Raw genomic sequence first — 16,221 nt, 5'->3', positions numbered from 1 at the left:
GCCGTCCTTACAGAACTTTCGCCACTTGCTCGGCGACTCTCTGAGCGAGAAGCGGCGGAACACAGTTGCCGAGCTGCGCCTGAACTGAGTTTCGCTTTCCGACCAGTTCAAAAGAGTCAGGGAAGGTGAACAGCCTCTTGACCTCTGGAACCCGAAGCCGCCGACCTTCCCAGTGGAACGGACCTACGTAAGGTCCAGGTTGGGCTTGAATCGTGGGAGACGGTTTGTTGGGATCGAGCTTCAACAAGAAGGACCAGTACTTCGAGCGCCACTCAAAGACCGGGTCTGGGTGGTCCTTTTCCTTCGTGTAGAACAGATAGTTCTGACCCGGAGGAATGTCTGGCAAGAGGTGTCCCCAACGCCCTCCGACCTCTTCGGTCGGTTCGGGGTCAGACACAACGCCCTTCAACGCTTCGCCAGCGGTGACGTGAGGCCTCTCAGCGTTGCCGGTCGCACGCCGCTCCCAGCTGCCGCCGTGAGTCGCCGTCGGCAGAACGGGCATCTTCTGCCCCTTCGGCACGCCGATGATGAACAGTCGTGGCCTAGCCTGAGGCACACCGAAGTCTGCTGCGTTGAGAACGCGCCAAGTGAGCTCATATCCTGCCTCATCGATTTCACGAAGCAGGCGATCAAACGCGGGCTTACTCGCCTTGTTGTTGTACGTCAGCGCGTAGACGTTCTCAAGAATGAAGGCCCTAGGTCGCGCTTCACGCAACACGCGAGTGTATGCCTGGAGGAGGCTCGCATCCGGGTCGAGCCCAGCCCTCTTCCATTCGAGCCAGAAGCCAGATTTCGAGAAGGGCGTGCAGGGCGGGCCACCGACGAGCAGGTCCGGCCGCTCACCTTCGCCAAGACCCGCAGCCGCGAGGATTTCTTCCGTCTCGACGTTGAGAATGTCGTTCTGCAAGACCGGAGACTTCAGGTGGATGAAGTTCTTCTCCATAGTCATCACAGCGTCGCGGTCGCGTTCCACTGCGGCACGAACTTCAAATCCAGCGTTTTCGACGCCGAGGTCCAACCCTCCAGCACCCGAAAATAGCGATATTCCTACTCCGCCAGTCATGTTGCCCATTATGCCAGAAGAATCCTTCTACACCAAGCCGACACGCCGCGAAGTTTTAGTCTTCCAAGGGCAACTGTGCTGTTTGACCCCTTAGTTGTTCGATCTCTTGCTGTTGCTTCTGAACGAGCCTGGCGAGCTGTTTCTGAACCTGCGCGCTGATCTTGAATGGGTAAGCCCGCCAGAACCTATAGAACTCGGCTGGCGTGGAAAATTCGCCTCGGCCGTCACGGAGCGCAGCAATTGACTCGACCGCGCCCAGATACTCTCGCGTAGTTGAGGAACGCTGCTTGCTTGCGATCTTCCAAGGCTGCTGGACGATGATCTCCATGTCCTGTACGCGAGCCTTGGAGTCGCTGTCGAGCGTGTAGATAATGATGATGTCGAGGTGGCTCCGATAGTCGTTGAAGGTCCTCATGGTTCCCGGCCAATGCAGGTCCGGCCACTTAAAGTAGGTGTTTCCGGTGTAGAGCGTGATGCGGCTCTGGGTCTTTGACTTATTGGTGTCGCCCCTGCGGGCAACCTTCACATCTACGGCGTGATAGCTGCCGCCGAAGGCCGGGCCAGAAATCTCAAGATCAGGGTAGCCACGCTCAGTGCCCCGCGTGTGCTCTGCACCTTCGGTTGCGTCGAGGCGGGTGAGCAGATAGTCGACGATGGAGACTTCGAGGATGTTGGCCAGCGCGGCTGGCTCCTTGGGGAGCGGCAGCAAGTGATCGTGCTCGTGCAGCAGGCCTTCCAGCTGGTCGGCTGAGCTGGCGGCGATCGGCCAACGAGCTGATGGGCTGGTCTTCCGGAAGATGCCGAGCACGTCGAACGTGTAGTGCTCCAGTTCCTCGCGAAGCCATTGCTCAAGATCACTATGGGCTGGCATGCGCCAAGCTTGGCAGACGGGCGATGTTGGTGTGCCTCGGACGTGCGAACTCACTTCTCGACGGCTCGTAGTCCTATGGGGGCGCCTATGGGAAAGCGTGGCCCGGCTGCCAAGCCCACTGCTCTGCGTGTCCTGCACGGTGACCGGGCCGACCGGATCAACGCCGACGAACCCGAGCCTCCCGAGGACGAAGTACGTTGCCCGGACTGGGCGTCCGACGACGCTCGCGCGATCTGGCAGCGCCTCGCCCCCGGTCTGGAGGATCGGGGTGTGCTGACCCCCTGGGATGTGGACGCGTTCCTGGTGCTGTGCGAAGCGTTGGCCCGCTACCGCTCCGCCACCCAGCTCGTGAACGGCTCGGCGTTGCTCGTGCAGGGCGGTTCGGGGTTGATGAAGAACCCGGCGTTGCAGGTGCAGGCTGAGGCCGAGCGCACCTTCTTGCAGTTCGCCGCCCGCTTCGGGCTCACGCCGTCGGATCGGCAGTCCATCAAGGTCGAGGTGGGCCGCGATGGCAACAAGGGCGGCGCGGAACGCCTCCTCTCCTAAGGCTCCCAGCAAGGCCACGAAGTCATCCCCGCGGCTTCCCGTGTGCGGCCGCGAGTTCGACGGATCTCGCTGCCGCAAGCGCGGCACCCACTTCTGCACTCCGCGCGCCGATCACGCCCAGGCGTTCGCCGAGGAAATCTGCGTCCACACGAAGGACCGGTGGGCGCGCAAGCCGTTCATCCTCGCGCCGTGGCAGCGGGACGACATCGTCCGGCCGTTGTTCGGAGAGGTCCGCTGGGACCCCGAATCCGGGTCCTACGTGCGCCGCTACCGCATCGCGTGGATCGAGATCGCCCGCAAAAACGGCAAGAGCGAACTCCTCGCGTTCATCGCGCTGTACATGCTGGTCGGCGACGGCGTGGAGTCCGCGGAGATCTACGGCTGTGCGCGCGACACCGAGCAGGCGCGGTTGGTGTTCAACGTCGCGGCGCGGATGGTCAAGCTCTCCCCGGTGCTGTCTCGCCGGTTGCGGGTGGTCGAGCACTCGGCGCGCATCGTCGACGAGCGCACGAACTCGGTCTACGTGGTCGTGCCCTCGGACGCGCTGGGCAACCTCGGCTCTAACCCCTCGGCCGTGATCTTCGACGAGGTATTGACCCAGCCGAACGGCGACTTCTGGCACGCGATGCGCACCGGCATGGGCACCCGGCTTGAGCCGCTGCTGATCGCAGCGACCACCGCGGGCAACGACCCGACCAGCTTCGCCAAGGCCGAGCATGACGAGTGCGTGAAAATCGCCGAGAACCCCGACCGTGCCCCGCACCGCTTCGTCTACTTGCGCAACCTCGACCCCGACGCGAACCCGTGGGACGAATCGAACTGGCACCTGGCCAACCCCGCGCTGGGTGACTTCCTCTCACTCGAGGCGCTGCGGGAAGAAGCGATCGAGGCCCGCAATGATCCGGCCAAAGAGAACGTCTTCCGCCAGTTCCGGTTGAACCAATGGGTGTCGCAGTCGTCGCGGTGGATGCCGATGCACGTCTACCTCCTGTGCACCGGCACCGACTCGACGCCACCGGCCCGGCTGCGGCAGCTGCACGCCGGCCGCCCCGCGTGGGGTGGCCTCGACCTCGCGTCCAAGATGGACCTCACCGCGTGGTGCCTGATCGTCCCGACCGGGATCGACGGCCACGCCTCAGCATTGTGGCGGTTCTGGCTGCCAGAGACAGCGGTCGCGCACCTGGACAAGCACACCGAGGGCAAGGTCTCCCAGTGGGTTGACCAGGGCTGGATCACGACCACGGACGGCGAGGTCATCGACTACGACGTCATCGAGAACGACATCACCGCAGACACCGGCCTGGTACGCGTCGCCGACATCTCCTACGACGAGTGGTCCGGCGAACCCGTCCGCCAGCGCCTCGAACGCCGCACCGGCGTCCCCATGTACCCAGTCGCCCAGACCTACAAAGGCATGACCCACGGTATGACCGAACTTATGGCCCTGACCAAGTCACGCGGCTGGTCGCACCACGGGAACCCCGTCGCCGAGTTCTGTTTTGACTCTGTGGAGGTTCGCCACCCACCTGGCGAACCCGACCTCATCCGGCCGGACAAGCCCGAACGTGGCAAGACAGGTAAGCGCATCGACGCTGTACCAACAGCTGCAATGGCGGTAGGCGGCTGGAAGCTGCGCGGCTCAAAGATCAAGAAGTCGTCCCGGATGGTGGTCCTCGGATAATCGCGTTCTTGCCGTGACTGCCGGAGCTAGAGTTGCTACGTGACCGGCAAGATCGTCTTTCCTGAGCCATCGGTTGACCGCGACGGACCTCTTGGCTGGGCCGAGCCTGGCGTGAACTTCTACCTGGAGTCCACCCGCCCCCAGGCTGTCGCCGCGCGCGCGTGGATCAATGCCGCATACCAACGGTTCCCCGACGACGAAAAGGGGACATTCGCAGGCCGCTTGCGCAGTGCCGACGAGACACAGCACTACACGGCCATGGACGAGTTGTTCGTGCACGATCAGCTAATAAGAGTTGGTCGCGTCGTTCACGAGGAAGACGGAAAAGGGCCGGATTTCCGTATCTACCGGGAGGACACCTACGTCGGCGCGGTCGAGGTTTGCTCCCTGTTCGAGAACAGGGAATGGTTCCAGGCACGGCAACGACACGCGAGAATTGCCGACGAGCTACAAAAACATATTCCGCTCGAACAGTGGTATATCACCTTCGACCTGGTCCGCCTCCACCAACAGCCGTCACTCAAACGAATCGCCACATGGGTAAAGCAGCAGATGGCCGCGCTTCCTTCCGTTTTGGAAGATCCGCGAATGACAACGTCGCCGGTCACGTACAAGACTGATGATGTCGAGCTTCGCTTCCGGTTCATACGCCGGGTCTCAAATTCGGCACCGAAACCAACCGACCGTGTCGTGATGAACGGCCAGATCAGCGGCGGGATGGTGGACTCGTACCTGAGATTGCGGTCTGCGCTGGAGAAGAAGGTGCAGAAGCGCTACGAAACGCGCAGCAAGCCGCTGGCGATCTTCGTTGGGACCAAAGATTGGGCGTGCAGTCTCGACCAGTTCGAGGACGCCCTAGTTGGAAACGAGCAGATCCTTATCTCCTCTGGCGAGGTCGGACGCGCCAACAACGGCTTCTTCGGACGCAACAAAGAGCGACCTTCTGGCAAGCATCAGGACATATCCTGCGTGTTCGCTGCACGTAACTGGCTGCCGTGGGAGCCCGAGAACTTCACGACTCTGAGGTTTGACAACCCGTTTGCAACTCATGATTTCCCCAACGACCTGTTGCCTGCGGACCACACGTTAGGTCTCGTCCGCAATGAGCAGGCCCGCTGGCTGGAATGGATGCCTTCGCGTCCCACAAGCTAATGACCGAATCTCTGGTGCTCATCTCGCAACGATGATGGCCCGCGCAGCAACCTAGGCCGCGCAACTGGTGGTGGTCGCTCTGATCAGCACCAAGTTCGAGCTGTCCCCCGAGCAGTGGGTAACCCACCTCGCGCGGCTGCACAACAGGCAGTTGCCGGAACTGGAGTTGCTAGACGCCTACTACGAGGGCGAACAGCCGCTGTCGTACATGCACCCGGAGTTGTTGCGGCGCTTGGACTCCCGGCTCCGCTCGGTTGTGATCAGCTGGCCGCAGCTGATCGTGGACAGCCTGGACGAACGCCTGGACGTCACCGGGTTCCGGCTCGGCGGCGAGGCTGCCGCCGATCGGGAGCTGTGGCACATCTGGCAGGCCAACCGGCTGGACCTGCATTCCGAGCAGGCGCACGTGGACGCCCTGGCGCTGGGCCGCTCCTACGCGATCGTGGGCAGCAACGAGAAGGACCGCTCGACCCCGCTGGTGACGGTCGAGTCCCCGCTGGAGGTCCACGTCGATCTGGACCCGCGTACCCGCGAGGTCCGGGCCGCGCTGAAACGGCAGTACGAGGAGGACGGCGACGGCTACACCGAGGCCTACGCCACGCTCTACCTGCCCAACGAAACCGTCTGGTACAGCAGCGACAACGGCGGCGGAACCTGGTCAGAGATCAACCGCGACGAGCACGGCATGGGCACCGTACCGGTCGTCCCGATCATCAACCGACCGCGCATCCGCCGACGCCGCACCGCCCCGCCCCGGCTCGGCCGGTCGGAGCTGATCAGTGTTCTCCCGCTGTCCGACGCGGCGTGCAAGATCGCCACGGACATGATGATCAGCGCCGAGTATCACGCGATGCCGCGCCGGTACGCGCTCGGCTTCGACAAGGACGATTTCGTTGACGCGCAAGGGCGACAGCTCACCCCGTGGGAGTCTGTGGCCGGTGTGCTGTGGGCGTCCCCCAAGTCTCCGAAGGAAGACGGCGTCAGCGTCGGTCAGTTCCCTGAGGCGAACCTGTCGAACTTCCACGACACGCTCAACACCCTGGCCCGCGTAGTCTCCGGCCTGTCCGGCCTGCCCCCGCACTACCTCGGCTACGCCACCGAGAACCCCGCGTCAGCGGACGGTATCCGCTCGTCGGAGTCGCGGCACATCAAGCGCGCGGAACGCCGACAGCGCACGTTCGGCGACAGCTGGGAACAGATCATGCGCATCGTGCTGATGGTGCGCGACGGCCGGGTTCCGGCCGAGGCGCTGCGGATGGAGTCACAGTGGGCCGACGCCGCGACGCCCACGTTCGCCGCGCAAGCGGACGCCGCCGTGAAGCTGTACTCGGCGGACCGGCTGTTGCCGCGCCGCTTCGCTCGCCGGTCGCTGGGCTACTCCGACACCGACATCCGGGACATGGAAGCCGAGGACGCCGAGGCGTACTCCCGCGTCGCGGGTGGCGACCAGGCAGCCGAGTTCGGCCCAAAGCCCATCCCCGAGCCACGTCAGCCGGAGCCCGCGGCCCCGTCGCTGCCGTCGCCGCGGCGGCCGGTCGGGCAGCTCGGCGGCCAGGTCCTCCCGCCGCCCGCCGTGCAGTTCATCGAACCGCCACCAGCACGCTGACCACCAGGTGGTGATGCCCGGTGACCGCGCCCATGACCGAGGTGGACACCAGGTTCTACACCGCACAGCAACGCATCGTCCGCACCGCCGCCAACGAAGCGCAGACCGCCTGGCGGCAGCTCGACGGCCCGTCGATCGACTCGGCCGCCGCTGCACTCCGCCTGCAGGTCGTCGCAACCATCGAGGAGGCCCAGGCCGAGACGGCTGCGCTGGCACCCCTGTACATCGCCGCCACGCTCGCCGCGCTCGGCGCGGTGTCCAACCCGGTCGGTGCGCTGGTGTCGGCGATGTTCTCCGGCCTGGCGGCCAACGGCCTGCCGCTGTCCGCCTTGGTGGACTTCGCGTTGCGCCGCTACCGGCTGGCTCTGCTCGCCGGCGTGCCTCCGTCCGAGGCGCACGCGCTCGGCCTGGCCAAGCTGCTGACCTACGTCACCACCGAGGCCGCCGACGCCGGCCGCCTCGCCCGCCACGCCGCCGCGATCGCAGAACCCGAGCTCGCCGGATACGAACGCGTCGTCACGCTGCCCGCGTGCGGGCGCTGCATCCTGCTCGCCGGACGGCTCTACAGCTTCACCACCGGGTTCCGGCGGCATCCGCGCTGTGACTGCGACATGCGCCCGGTGACCCACGAGCAGTGGCGCGACGACCGGCCCGGCAACACCCCGCGCGAGTTGTTCGAGTCCATGACCGAGGCCCAGCAGAACAAGGCCTTCGGCACGGGCGACGCCGAGGCGATCCGGGCAGGGGCCGACATCAGCAGGACCGTCAACGCCCGCCGCAAGAACGCTGTCTACGTCGCGGGCGGCCACGAATACACCCTCGACGCCACCACCGTGCGCGGTGTCGGCCGTCAGCTCGGCGACCTGGCCAAGCAAGGCGGCCGGTACAGCCGCTCCCGCACGCCGCGCCCGACCGCCGCACAGCTGGTCAACACCGCCCGCGACCGGGACGAGCTGATCCGCCAGCTCGGCCGGTTCGGCTACCTGCGCTGACCCGCGCACCCGTTCCCCTCCTCTCGCCCCGGAAAGGGGGTTTTCCTGCCCTTGTCCCACTCCACCAACCCGATCTCCAGCACCACCGACGCCCCGCCCGCGAACCCTGAGCAGGCCCCGGCCAGCCCACCCGCTCCACCGCCCGCCCCGCCGGTCACCGACCCCGCCGCCAACGCGTCCACACCGGACTACAAGACGCTCTACGAGCAGGCACAGACCAAGCTCACCAAGGCCGAGACCACAGCACGGGAGAACCGCGACAAGGCCAAGCGCCTGGACGAGATCGAGGCCTCCCAGCAGACCGAGACCGAACGCGCGAACGCCCGAGCCACAGCGGTGGAACAGCAGCTCGCCACCATGCGCCGCACCGCGCTGGACGCGGAGATCCGCGCCGCCGCGACCGGCTGGGCCGACCCGTCCGACGCGCCGCGCTACCTCGACGACCGGGACCGCTACCTCACCGACGACGGCACGGTCGACACAGCCGCCATCACGGCCGACCTCGCCGCGGTGCTCGTGCAGCGTCCGCACCTCGCCCGCGTCGACGGGCCGCGCCGCCCGGCGCCGGACCCCTCGCAGGGACAGCGCAACGGCCCGTCCGGTGTCGCCGAGCAGATCCGCGAAGCGGAAGCCCGCGGCGACTGGGCCACGGCCATCAGCTTGAAAAACCAGCGGCTTGCCGAGCAGGCACGCGAGCAGCGCTGACCGCTGCTTCTTTTGACACGTAGGGAGATTCATTGCCTGGTATCGCCGCAATCGCGAACACTTACAACAGTCCGAACTTCGTCGGCGAGTTGTTCTCGCTGACTCCCACCGACACTCCGTTTCTGTCCAGCATCGGCGGCCTGACCGGCGGCAAGCGGGCGAACGGGATCGTGCACACCTGGTCGGTGTACGACCTTCGCCCACCGGACCAGAACCGGCAGCGCCTCGAAGGCGCGGACGCACCGTCCGCAGAGACCCGCGTCCGAGGCCAGGATCGCAACGTCCTTGAGATCCACCAGGAAACCGTGGGCGTCTCCTACACCCGGCAGGCGTCTCAGCAGATGTTCGCGGGCACCGGCTCGGCGAACCCGAACGCCGCGAGCATCGGCGGCACGAACGCGGTCCTCAACGAGATGGACTGGCAGACCCGGCAGGCGTTGACGCAGATCGGCCGTGACGTCGAACTCGGGTTCATCGTTGGTAAGTTCCAGGAACCGTCCGACAACAGCACGGTGCGCAAGACGCGCGGCATCCTGGAAGCTACCCGCACCAACGTCATCACCAACGCCCAGCCCAAGGCGCTGACCGAAGCGATGATCCTCGACCTGTTGCAGAAGGTCTGGGAGAACGGCGGCATCCAGGTCAGCGAGACCGCCACGCTGATGTGTGCCGCGTGGCAGAAGCGTCAGCTCACCAACGAGTTCATCACGAAGAAGAACTACCAGGAGTCCACACGCAACGTCGGCGGTGTCTCCGTCTCCACGATCGAGACGGACTTCGGGCGGCTCAACGTCATGTTGAACCGCTACATGCCCGCCGACACCGTGCAGGTGGTCAGCCTCGACCAGTGCGCGCCCGTCCTGCTGGAGACCCCCGGCAAGGGCTTCCTGTTCTCCGAGCCGTTGGCACGCACGGGTTCCACGGACAAGGCACAGATCTACGGTGAAATCTCGCTGGAGTACGGGCCGGAGATCGCCCACGGCAAGGTCACCGGCCTGACCACCACCGCACCGGCCGGAGGTAGCGCGTGAGGTTCACCAGCAGCGTCTACAAGGAACTCGTCGTGCACGACCTCGGCGTCACCTTCATCGACGGCGAGGCCGAAGTGACCGACAAGGCCACGGCCGACGCCCTACGGGGTTTGCCAGCCGAACTCGGTGTGCGCGCGGTCGGCGGCCGACCGGCCAAGCCTGCACCGCAGGACTGAGGTGCGGTTCTCACCCTCCAGCAGGTGAGGGCTCAGGGGTGGTCGCCGCAATGACCTCCTCCACGGCGGCACCCATGATGTCGTCGTTACGGTCCGGTCGCAGCGACACCAACCCGCACCTGGTGAAGAACGCGCGCCGCGTGGCCTCTTCCACGTCGCCGGTCAGGTCGACGTCCAAGGCGAGGCACTGCGCTCCGCGACTGCGGATCTCCTCCGCCGCCGCGCGCATCAGCGCAGTTCCGACCCCGCTGCGTTTCGCAGCGGGCGAGACACCGATCTCGTGCACGAACGCACGGGGGTCGAACCGCCCGCTGAACGGGCCGTACTGCTCGTTGTACGCACCTCGCTGCACCGCGATCGTGACGACGCCAACGATCTCTCCTGCGGAGTTGCGGGCGATCGCCGCACCCGCTTCACCTGTCGGGTAGTACCGCGTCACGAAGCGGCGTTGCTCGGTCCGACTTCCTGCCCGGTTGAGCACCTGCCAGGCAGGCAGCTTGTCACGGCTCCAGGACTCCGGCGTGACCCACTCGATGGTGATCGCTGAGTTCATGGTGTGAGCTTTCATCGTCGTTGGACCGGTCAGCAAGCGGATCTGCCGTCGAGATTCGGGGTGGGCCTGTGTCCATTCCAATCCCGCTGGCCACGGTGGATGACGTTCAAGCCCGCACCGAGCAAGTTCTCACGCCGGCCGAGCGCGCCCGCGTCACGATCCTGTGCGCGGACGCCTCGGCGATGGCGCGCAGCCTCGTCCCGTCGATGACCGTCCCGGCACCTGCGACAGCGGTCGGGGTGGTGAGCGCCGCAGTGCTGCGTGCGCTCGCTACCCCGCCGGAAGGCCTCAAAGACGAGGCGATCGGCGGCCACTCCCGCACCCTCGCGCACGACGGCGGCGGTCTCTACTTCACCGATACCGAACTTGACCTCTTGCGCCCTGCCCCCAACGGCGGGGCGTTCTCCATTTGGACGTAGCCATTGCAGCTTCCCCACATCGTGACGTTCGTCGACCCGGTGGAGGTCGAAGACCAGTACGGCAACCCCAACCCCCAACTCCAGTACGGCCCCGACGCGCCACGGCGGGATGTCCGGGGCTACATGCAACCGCAGACCTCGGCCGAGCCGGTAGAGACCGGCCGTCAGGCCGAGGTCACCCGCTGGCGGCTATTCACCTACGCGGCGGTCGGCTCACGCGAACAGGTCGAGTGGCGCGGCCGGACGTTCCGCGTCGACGGAACGCCGGAGATCTGGGCACCCGCGTTCGGCCCGACCCGGTTCTGGGTCAAGCTCGTGGAAGTGGAGGGCTGACACCGTGAGGGCCTTCTTCGGTTTCCGCGTCGACAAAGAGAGCATGGGCGAGTTCCTGCGCACCTCCCCGGAACTGGCCGCGCACATCCAGGCCGCCGCCGAACAGATCGCCACAGGCGCCCGCTCGCAGGGCCACCGGGTCACCTCCGGCGAACTGCTGCCCATCGAGGTCCTGGAGGACCCCGGCCCGGATCGCGTCGGCTTCACCGTCGCGGTGAAGCACCCGGCAGGGATGGGCATGGAGGCCAAGCACGGCGTCCTGACCCGCGCGGCCGAAGCGGTCGGCCTGGACGTCCACGGCATCGACACCCACCACGACACATGACCGGCCCGCTTCCCGTCCCCGTCGACGTCGTGGAACTCGTGCTCGGGGTGCTGCGGCCGTTGCTGGCCGCATGCCCCGAACCGGTGCTCGCCGGGCTGAAGGTGTCCACCGAGACCGGCCACGGCCCCCAGGGTGGGCCGCCGTCGCTGCCGTGGCTGCGGCTCACCGAGGAGGGCCACACCTGGCGGTGGCCCGCCGTGCAACGCGTCGTGCTGCGGCTGACGTGCTGGCACCGCACCGACCACGACGCCAAAGCCGCGGTCGGCCTGGCGCTCGCGCTGCTGTGCACCCTGCGCGGCACGCGCGGCCTGCTCGACGCCGAGCCCATCGCAGGCCCGATCGCCGCCCCCGACCCACACACCCGCAAACCCCTCGCGACCGCCACGGTCGCCGTCCACGTCCGCACCCCTGCCCGACCTTGACCCCTTGTTCCCGTTACGGAGGCTCCGCCCCCGTAACTCGAGGCGCTTCACCACGCGCGGGGCCTCCCTCCCGTCCGGAGGCACCCGCTTGGCTCTTCGTCCCACACTCGTCCGTGTCCCCGGTACCGGGGAACTGTCCCTCGCCCCACCGGGCACACCCGAACCCACCGACTCGACCGCCGCGCTCCCGGCCGCCTGGACCGGCCTCGGCCTGTCCACCGAGGACGGTGTGACAATCCGGCGTGCCGTGGAGAAGTCCGGTACCACGCACTGGCAGCAGATCACCCCGGCCCGCTACATCTACACCTCCCAGGAACTCACGGTCGCCAGCGTGTTCCAGGAGTCCAAGGGCGCGGTGCTCGGCGTCTACTTCGGCGGAATGACCTTCGCCGAGACCGCCACCGGCTCGAAGAAGTACCGCGCCGAGATCAGCGCCGTCCCCAAGGGCGACGAACGCGCGCTGTGCGTGGACTGGACCGACCAGATCAGCGCCACCGAGATCTACCACCACCGGCTCTACGTGCCCCGCGTCGAGGTCTCCGAGACCGCCGACGCGCAGTGGACGCGCACCCAGGAAGCCCGGTGGGGCCTCACCTTCGCCGCGCTCTCGCCCGCCTCGGGCACGACGTTGGCCGTGTGGCTGACCGATGACCCCGCCGTCCTGCTGGCCACGCCCGGCGGCGGCTCGCTCGCCGCATCCGGCAAGTCCGACTGAAAACCGTTAGGAGACAACGACTGTGAGTCAGCGCCAGCGCCGTGAGGCGCACGGCAACACCCACTCCACCGGTAAGCCGGGCTCGGCCGTGATGTGGCGGGGAAAGCGGTTCGGACTACCCGCACCGCAGGACTACCCGCTCGACGCGATCGAGGCCGAGGAACAGGGCCGCACCCTGACCGCCCTGCGGCTCATCCTCGGCGAGGACCAGTACGCCACGTTCCGCGAACTCGCGAAGACCACCGGCGACGCGGACGACTTCTCCAAGGCGATCATGCGGGAGCTGGGGCGGGGAAACCCGTAGTCGTCGGCCGCCTGCTGGCCGACGACACCACCGCCGAAGCACTCGAAACCGACCTGCTGCGCTACGGGGTCGACCTGCTCGACCTCTACCGAGGCCGCCTGTCCTACCGCCGCGTGTGCGCGCTCGTCGCCAACCTCCCCGAAGACGCGGCCGTCTGGCGCACGGCTGGCCCCGACGCCGGCTGGACTCGTGCGGACATCGTCCTGGCCGCGCTGGAACGCCGCGTCACGCTGCTGTGGGCCACGGTCGCCACCGCCTTGGGTCACAAGGTCACCGACGCTGACGTGACCAGCCCGCTCGACCAGCTCACCGCCTCGTCTTCCGCCCCTGCTGCGGAAGGAGGTGACACCGGGCCAGAGACGAAGTCCATGCGCGAGATCGCGCTGTGGATGCGTGGGGCGTGATCGCCCCTGACCTTCGTCGGACACACCTACCTCAAGGTCCTGCCCACCCTCGTCGGCCTCGGCGCCGCCGTGAAGAAGGCGATCAACGAGGAGGAGCGCGGCGCCCCGGACATCAGCCTGGGCGCGCAGATCCAAACCGCGCTCGCCCGCGCCCAGCTCCGCCAGCTCGCCGCCGAGGGCGACCAGACCGCCATGCGCCTGCTCGCCCAGCTCGACGCCGCACCCGCCGAGCGTGAAGCCAACGCGCTGCGGGAACGCCAGAACCGCAAGGCAATCACGTTCAAGGCGGTGCTGGACAAGTCGTTCACGGCAAGCCTGCACGGCCTGATCGCGCTGGACAACGCCGTCACCGGCACCACCACCTCCGTCACCCGGCACACGGCGGCGGTCGGCGCGGCAACGCTGAAGTACGCGGCATTCGCCGGGGTGCTCGCCCAGGCCGTCAGTCTGACGGGCGGCCTGGGCGCTGCCGCCGCCACGGCCTCGGGTTCGCTGCTCACGCTCCCTGCGGTGGGCATCGCTGCGGCCGTGGCAGTGAACACGCTCAAGCTCGGCGTGGAGGGCCTGTCCGACGCGCTCAAGGCCGAGAGCGCGCAGGACTACGCCAAGGCGGTCAAGGACTTCCCGCCCGCGATGCGGGAGACCACCGACGCCGTCCGGGCGTTGCGGCCGCAACTCGACGGCCTCCAGCTCGACGTCCGAACCCGGTTGTTCGATGGGCTCGGGAAGGAAGTCGAGCAGCTCGGGGCCGCCTATCTGCCCGAGCTGCGGCGCGGCCTGGCCGACGTCGCCGGAGGCTTCAACCTCGCCGCCCGCGACGCCGCCGGGTTCGCGCGCGAGGGCCGCACGGTCGACGACGTCCGGCTGATCCTCGACCGCACCAGCGAATCCGTTCGTGCCCTGTCGGGCGGAACCGCGCCGCTGCTGCGCGTGATCCGTGATCTCGCGGCGGTCGGCTCGGACTTCTTGCCGGGCTTCGCGTCCGGTTTCGCCGACGCTGCAACACATCTGGCTGAGTTCGTCTCGCACGCCCGTGAGACAGGGCAGCTACGTGAGTGGATGGCCGCGGGCCTGGCCGCGCTGCGGGACTTCTTCACGGTCCTGGGCAACGTGGTCGGGATCGTGGTCACGGTCTTCTCGGCCGCGAACACCCACGGCGCAGGGCTGCTCCAGACTCTCTCCGCGCTGACCGGCTCGGTACTGGCGTTCCTCCGCTCGGCGGAGGGAAGCGTTGCGCTGCAACAGCTTTTCACAGGCCTGCACGCGGCCGGTTCCGGGCTGATCACCCTGCTCGGCGCGCTGGGCCGCGCCGTCGCATCCGAGGTCGTGCCCGAGCTGGGCGCACTCGGTTCCGTTGCGGGACAAGCCTTCACGCTGCTCGCGACCGGTGCCGAGCCTGCGGCGAAGATCCTCGCGGTGCTCGCACCGCTGGCGGGGGTCGCTGCCCAGGCGCTGGCCTCGGTGCTGGTGCCCGCGCTCGGCGCTGTCTCGGGGATCGTGACCGAGCTGGCCCCGGCCGTCTCGGAGCTGGTGAACGAGCTGGTGGGCGGCGCGCTCGCGGACGGGATCCGCGAGCTCACACCCGATCTGCTGGAGCTCGCGCGCGCGGCCAAGCCACTGATCGTCCAAATCGGAAAACTGCTGGTCCAGGCCTTACGGACGGCCGTGCCCGCCTTGTCCGCGCTGCTCGGCCCGCTCTCGTTGATCACGTCCGAGCTGGGCGGGGCGCTGGTTCAGGCGATCGAGGCAGCGTTGCCGCTGGTCACGATGCTGGCGACGATCTGGTCTGAGGTCCTGCTGGCCGCCTGGGAGCAGGCACGGCCCGTTCTGCCGGTCTTGGTCGAGTCGATCAAGCAGCTCGTGACCGCGCTGGACCTGTCGGCGGCCACGCCGTCGCTGATCGAGACCGGCACACTGCTGGGCAAGATCCTGGCCGACGCGCTGCGCAACCTCGTTCCGCTGATTCCGCCGCTGGCCGAGGCGTGGATTCGGTTCTGGTCTGAGGGCCTGCTGCCGATGACGCCGCTGTTGCTGCGCATCGTCGCCGAGCTGCTGCCCGAGCTGCTGCCGCTGCTCGCCGAACTCGTGCCGCTGATCACGCAGGCGCTCGGCATCATGACCGCCTGGAACGCCGGACTGCTCAAGTTCGCCGGTGTCTTCCTCGACTACGTGATTCCCGCGCTGAAGTTCTTCATCAACGACGGCGTGAAGCCCGCCTTTCACAACGCCGTGGAGATCATCTCCAGTGCGCTCGCGCTGATCCAAGGCGTGGTGAACACCGCGTTAGCGCTGATCCGTGGCGACTGGAGCGGCGCGTGGCGCGGCCTGCAAGAGATCGCGTCCGCCGGATGGCGGCTGCTCGTGTCCGGCGCAGAACTGGGCATCCGGTCGCTGCTGGGCTGGTTCGGCGGGCTGCCGGGTCAGATCCTCGGCAGCTTCGGCAACATCGGCTCGCTGCTGTTCGAGGCGGGTAAGAACCTGCTGCGCGGCTTCCTGCGCGGTATCGAGTCCATGATCGGTGTGGTTCGCTCGAAGCTGGCCGAACTGACGAACCTGTTGCCCTCGTGGAAGGGTCCGCCGGAGCGGGACGCGAAGTTGTTGCGCGCCAATGGTGTGCTCATCATGCGTTCGCTCGTGGACGGCTTCGAGGCCGAGGAACCGGCCGTGCGTCGCTACCTCACCGACCTGACCGACCGCATCCCTGCCGCGACGCTCGCCGTGGATACCGGTCCTGTTGCCGCGCAACGGCTCGCGGGCAAGGCGGCTGCCACGGCCCGCGTCGACCGCGGATCAGACGCGGACCTCGCCGCGCTGGTCGACGCGATCGAGCGCCTGGCCGCGCGGCCGGTCGTGGTGCAGGTCGGCGCAACCGAGATCGCCCGCGCCACCGCCGAAGGCGAACACGCCCTGTCCCGGAGGTGAG

19 protein-coding genes are annotated in these 16,221 nt (G+C 67.3%); 16 read left to right on the top strand and 3 right to left on the bottom strand.

Annotation, left to right across the window (positions count from 1 at the left end; all coding sequences use genetic code 11):
* Positions 1-7: 7 nt before the first annotated feature.
* Both UK23_RS10560 and UK23_RS10555 read right to left on the bottom strand, forming a co-directional pair.
* Positions 8-1,063: a DNA cytosine methyltransferase gene (locus tag UK23_RS10560; protein ID WP_196777685.1), complete on the bottom strand. Its 1,056-nt coding sequence runs from the start codon at positions 1,061-1,063 to the stop codon at positions 8-10.
* A gap of 55 nt (positions 1,064-1,118) precedes the next feature.
* The gene (locus UK23_RS10555; protein WP_045311241.1) at positions 1,119-1,934 is read right to left on the bottom strand and encodes a type II restriction endonuclease; all 816 of its coding nucleotides are present in this window, start codon (positions 1,932-1,934) and stop codon (positions 1,119-1,121) included.
* An 87-nt stretch (positions 1,935-2,021) separates the two neighbouring features.
* Here UK23_RS10555 and UK23_RS10550 point away from each other — a divergent pair, with 87 nt between their 5' ends.
* The 8 genes from UK23_RS10550 (at position 2,022) to UK23_RS10515 (ending at position 9,823) form a co-directional block, all read left to right on the top strand.
* Positions 2,022-2,480, top strand: a complete 459-nt coding sequence (locus UK23_RS10550) for a phage terminase small subunit P27 family (protein WP_045311240.1) — start codon at positions 2,022-2,024, stop codon at positions 2,478-2,480.
* Entirely contained in the window at positions 2,443-4,161 is a 1,719-nt protein-coding gene (locus UK23_RS10545; protein WP_231114452.1) for a terminase large subunit, read from the top strand. Before UK23_RS10550 ends, UK23_RS10545 begins: the two co-directional genes overlap by 38 nt.
* 39 nt (positions 4,162-4,200) lie before the next feature.
* The gene (locus UK23_RS10540) at positions 4,201-5,313 is read left to right on the top strand and encodes a hypothetical protein (protein WP_156213008.1); all 1,113 of its coding nucleotides are present in this window, start codon (positions 4,201-4,203) and stop codon (positions 5,311-5,313) included.
* 70 nt (positions 5,314-5,383) lie between these two features.
* On the top strand, positions 5,384-6,919 hold the full coding sequence (locus UK23_RS10535; protein ID WP_231114451.1) for a phage portal protein: 1,536 nt from the start codon (positions 5,384-5,386) through the stop codon (positions 6,917-6,919).
* A 20-nt stretch (positions 6,920-6,939) separates the two neighbouring features.
* Entirely contained in the window at positions 6,940-7,911 is a 972-nt protein-coding gene (locus UK23_RS48480; protein WP_156213007.1) for a hypothetical protein, read from the top strand.
* A gap of 51 nt (positions 7,912-7,962) precedes the next feature.
* Entirely contained in the window at positions 7,963-8,616 is a 654-nt protein-coding gene (locus tag UK23_RS48475; protein ID WP_052684538.1) for a hypothetical protein, read from the top strand.
* A 32-nt stretch (positions 8,617-8,648) separates the two neighbouring features.
* On the top strand, positions 8,649-9,647 hold the full coding sequence (locus UK23_RS10520) for an SU10 major capsid protein (protein ID WP_045311237.1): 999 nt from the start codon (positions 8,649-8,651) through the stop codon (positions 9,645-9,647).
* Positions 9,644-9,823 (top strand): hypothetical protein, encoded by a 180-nt coding sequence (locus UK23_RS10515; RefSeq protein ID WP_045311236.1) that lies wholly within the window; start codon positions 9,644-9,646, stop codon positions 9,821-9,823. The genes UK23_RS10520 and UK23_RS10515 overlap by 4 nt, the downstream gene beginning before the upstream one ends.
* A 10-nt stretch (positions 9,824-9,833) precedes the next feature.
* On the opposite strand, the gene UK23_RS10510 is transcribed toward UK23_RS10515, so the two are convergent.
* Positions 9,834-10,376 carry a GNAT family N-acetyltransferase gene (locus UK23_RS10510; RefSeq protein WP_045311235.1) on the bottom strand — a complete coding sequence of 181 codons (543 nt, stop codon included), beginning with the start codon at positions 10,374-10,376 and terminating at the stop codon, positions 9,834-9,836.
* 68 nt (positions 10,377-10,444) lie between these two features.
* On the opposite strand from UK23_RS10510, the gene UK23_RS10505 reads away from it, so the two are divergent.
* From UK23_RS10505 to UK23_RS48470, 8 genes are all read left to right on the top strand, one after another.
* Positions 10,445-10,795 (top strand): hypothetical protein, encoded by a 351-nt coding sequence (locus UK23_RS10505; protein ID WP_045311234.1) that lies wholly within the window; start codon positions 10,445-10,447, stop codon positions 10,793-10,795.
* A 21-nt stretch (positions 10,796-10,816) separates the two neighbouring features.
* Positions 10,817-11,128 (top strand): hypothetical protein, encoded by a 312-nt coding sequence (locus UK23_RS10500; protein ID WP_045311233.1) that lies wholly within the window; start codon positions 10,817-10,819, stop codon positions 11,126-11,128.
* Positions 11,129-11,132: 4 nt separating this feature from the next.
* Positions 11,133-11,453 (top strand): hypothetical protein, encoded by a 321-nt coding sequence (locus UK23_RS10495; protein ID WP_052684537.1) that lies wholly within the window; start codon positions 11,133-11,135, stop codon positions 11,451-11,453.
* Positions 11,450-11,875 carry a hypothetical protein gene (locus UK23_RS10490; RefSeq protein ID WP_045311232.1) on the top strand — a complete coding sequence of 142 codons (426 nt, stop codon included), beginning with the start codon at positions 11,450-11,452 and terminating at the stop codon, positions 11,873-11,875. The genes UK23_RS10495 and UK23_RS10490 overlap by 4 nt, the downstream gene beginning before the upstream one ends.
* An 88-nt stretch (positions 11,876-11,963) precedes the next feature.
* Complete coding sequence (locus tag UK23_RS10485) at positions 11,964-12,590, top strand: hypothetical protein (protein ID WP_045311231.1); 627 nt, start codon at positions 11,964-11,966, stop codon at positions 12,588-12,590.
* Positions 12,591-12,612: 22 nt separating this feature from the next.
* On the top strand, positions 12,613-12,894 hold the full coding sequence (locus tag UK23_RS10480; protein WP_045311230.1) for a hypothetical protein: 282 nt from the start codon (positions 12,613-12,615) through the stop codon (positions 12,892-12,894).
* 113 nt (positions 12,895-13,007) lie between these two features.
* Positions 13,008-13,298 carry a hypothetical protein gene (locus UK23_RS10475; protein ID WP_063778057.1) on the top strand — a complete coding sequence of 97 codons (291 nt, stop codon included), beginning with the start codon at positions 13,008-13,010 and terminating at the stop codon, positions 13,296-13,298.
* Positions 13,299-13,367: 69 nt separating this feature from the next.
* A complete protein-coding gene (locus UK23_RS48470) occupies positions 13,368-16,220 on the top strand; it encodes a phage tail protein (RefSeq protein ID WP_052684536.1) in 2,853 nt (950 codons plus the stop codon).
* The last annotated feature ends 1 nt before the right edge of the window (position 16,221 follow it).

Origin of the sequence: Lentzea aerocolonigenes (assembly GCF_000955955.1) — a bacterium.
GTDB lineage: Bacteria > Actinomycetota > Actinomycetes > Mycobacteriales > Pseudonocardiaceae > Lentzea > Lentzea aerocolonigenes_A.
This window is presented reverse-complemented; position numbering and strand designations above follow the sequence as displayed.

What these genes read in the sequence shown, in the direction of transcription:
- UK23_RS10560 (WP_196777685.1), bottom strand. Translation starts at nt 1,063, where the DNA reads ATGACTGGCGGAGTAGGAATATCGCTATTTTCGGGTGCTGGAGGGTTG.
- UK23_RS10555 (WP_045311241.1), bottom strand. Translation starts at nt 1,934, where the DNA reads ATGCCAGCCCATAGTGATCTTGAGCAATGGCTTCGCGAGGAACTGGAG.
- UK23_RS10550 (WP_045311240.1), top strand. Translation starts at nt 2,022, where the DNA reads ATGGGAAAGCGTGGCCCGGCTGCCAAGCCCACTGCTCTGCGTGTCCTG.
- UK23_RS10545 (WP_231114452.1), top strand. Translation starts at nt 2,443, where the DNA reads ATGGCAACAAGGGCGGCGCGGAACGCCTCCTCTCCTAAGGCTCCCAGC.
- UK23_RS10510 (WP_045311235.1), bottom strand. Translation starts at nt 10,376, where the DNA reads ATGAACTCAGCGATCACCATCGAGTGGGTCACGCCGGAGTCCTGGAGC.
- UK23_RS10490 (WP_045311232.1), top strand. Translation starts at nt 11,450, where the DNA reads ATGACCGGCCCGCTTCCCGTCCCCGTCGACGTCGTGGAACTCGTGCTC.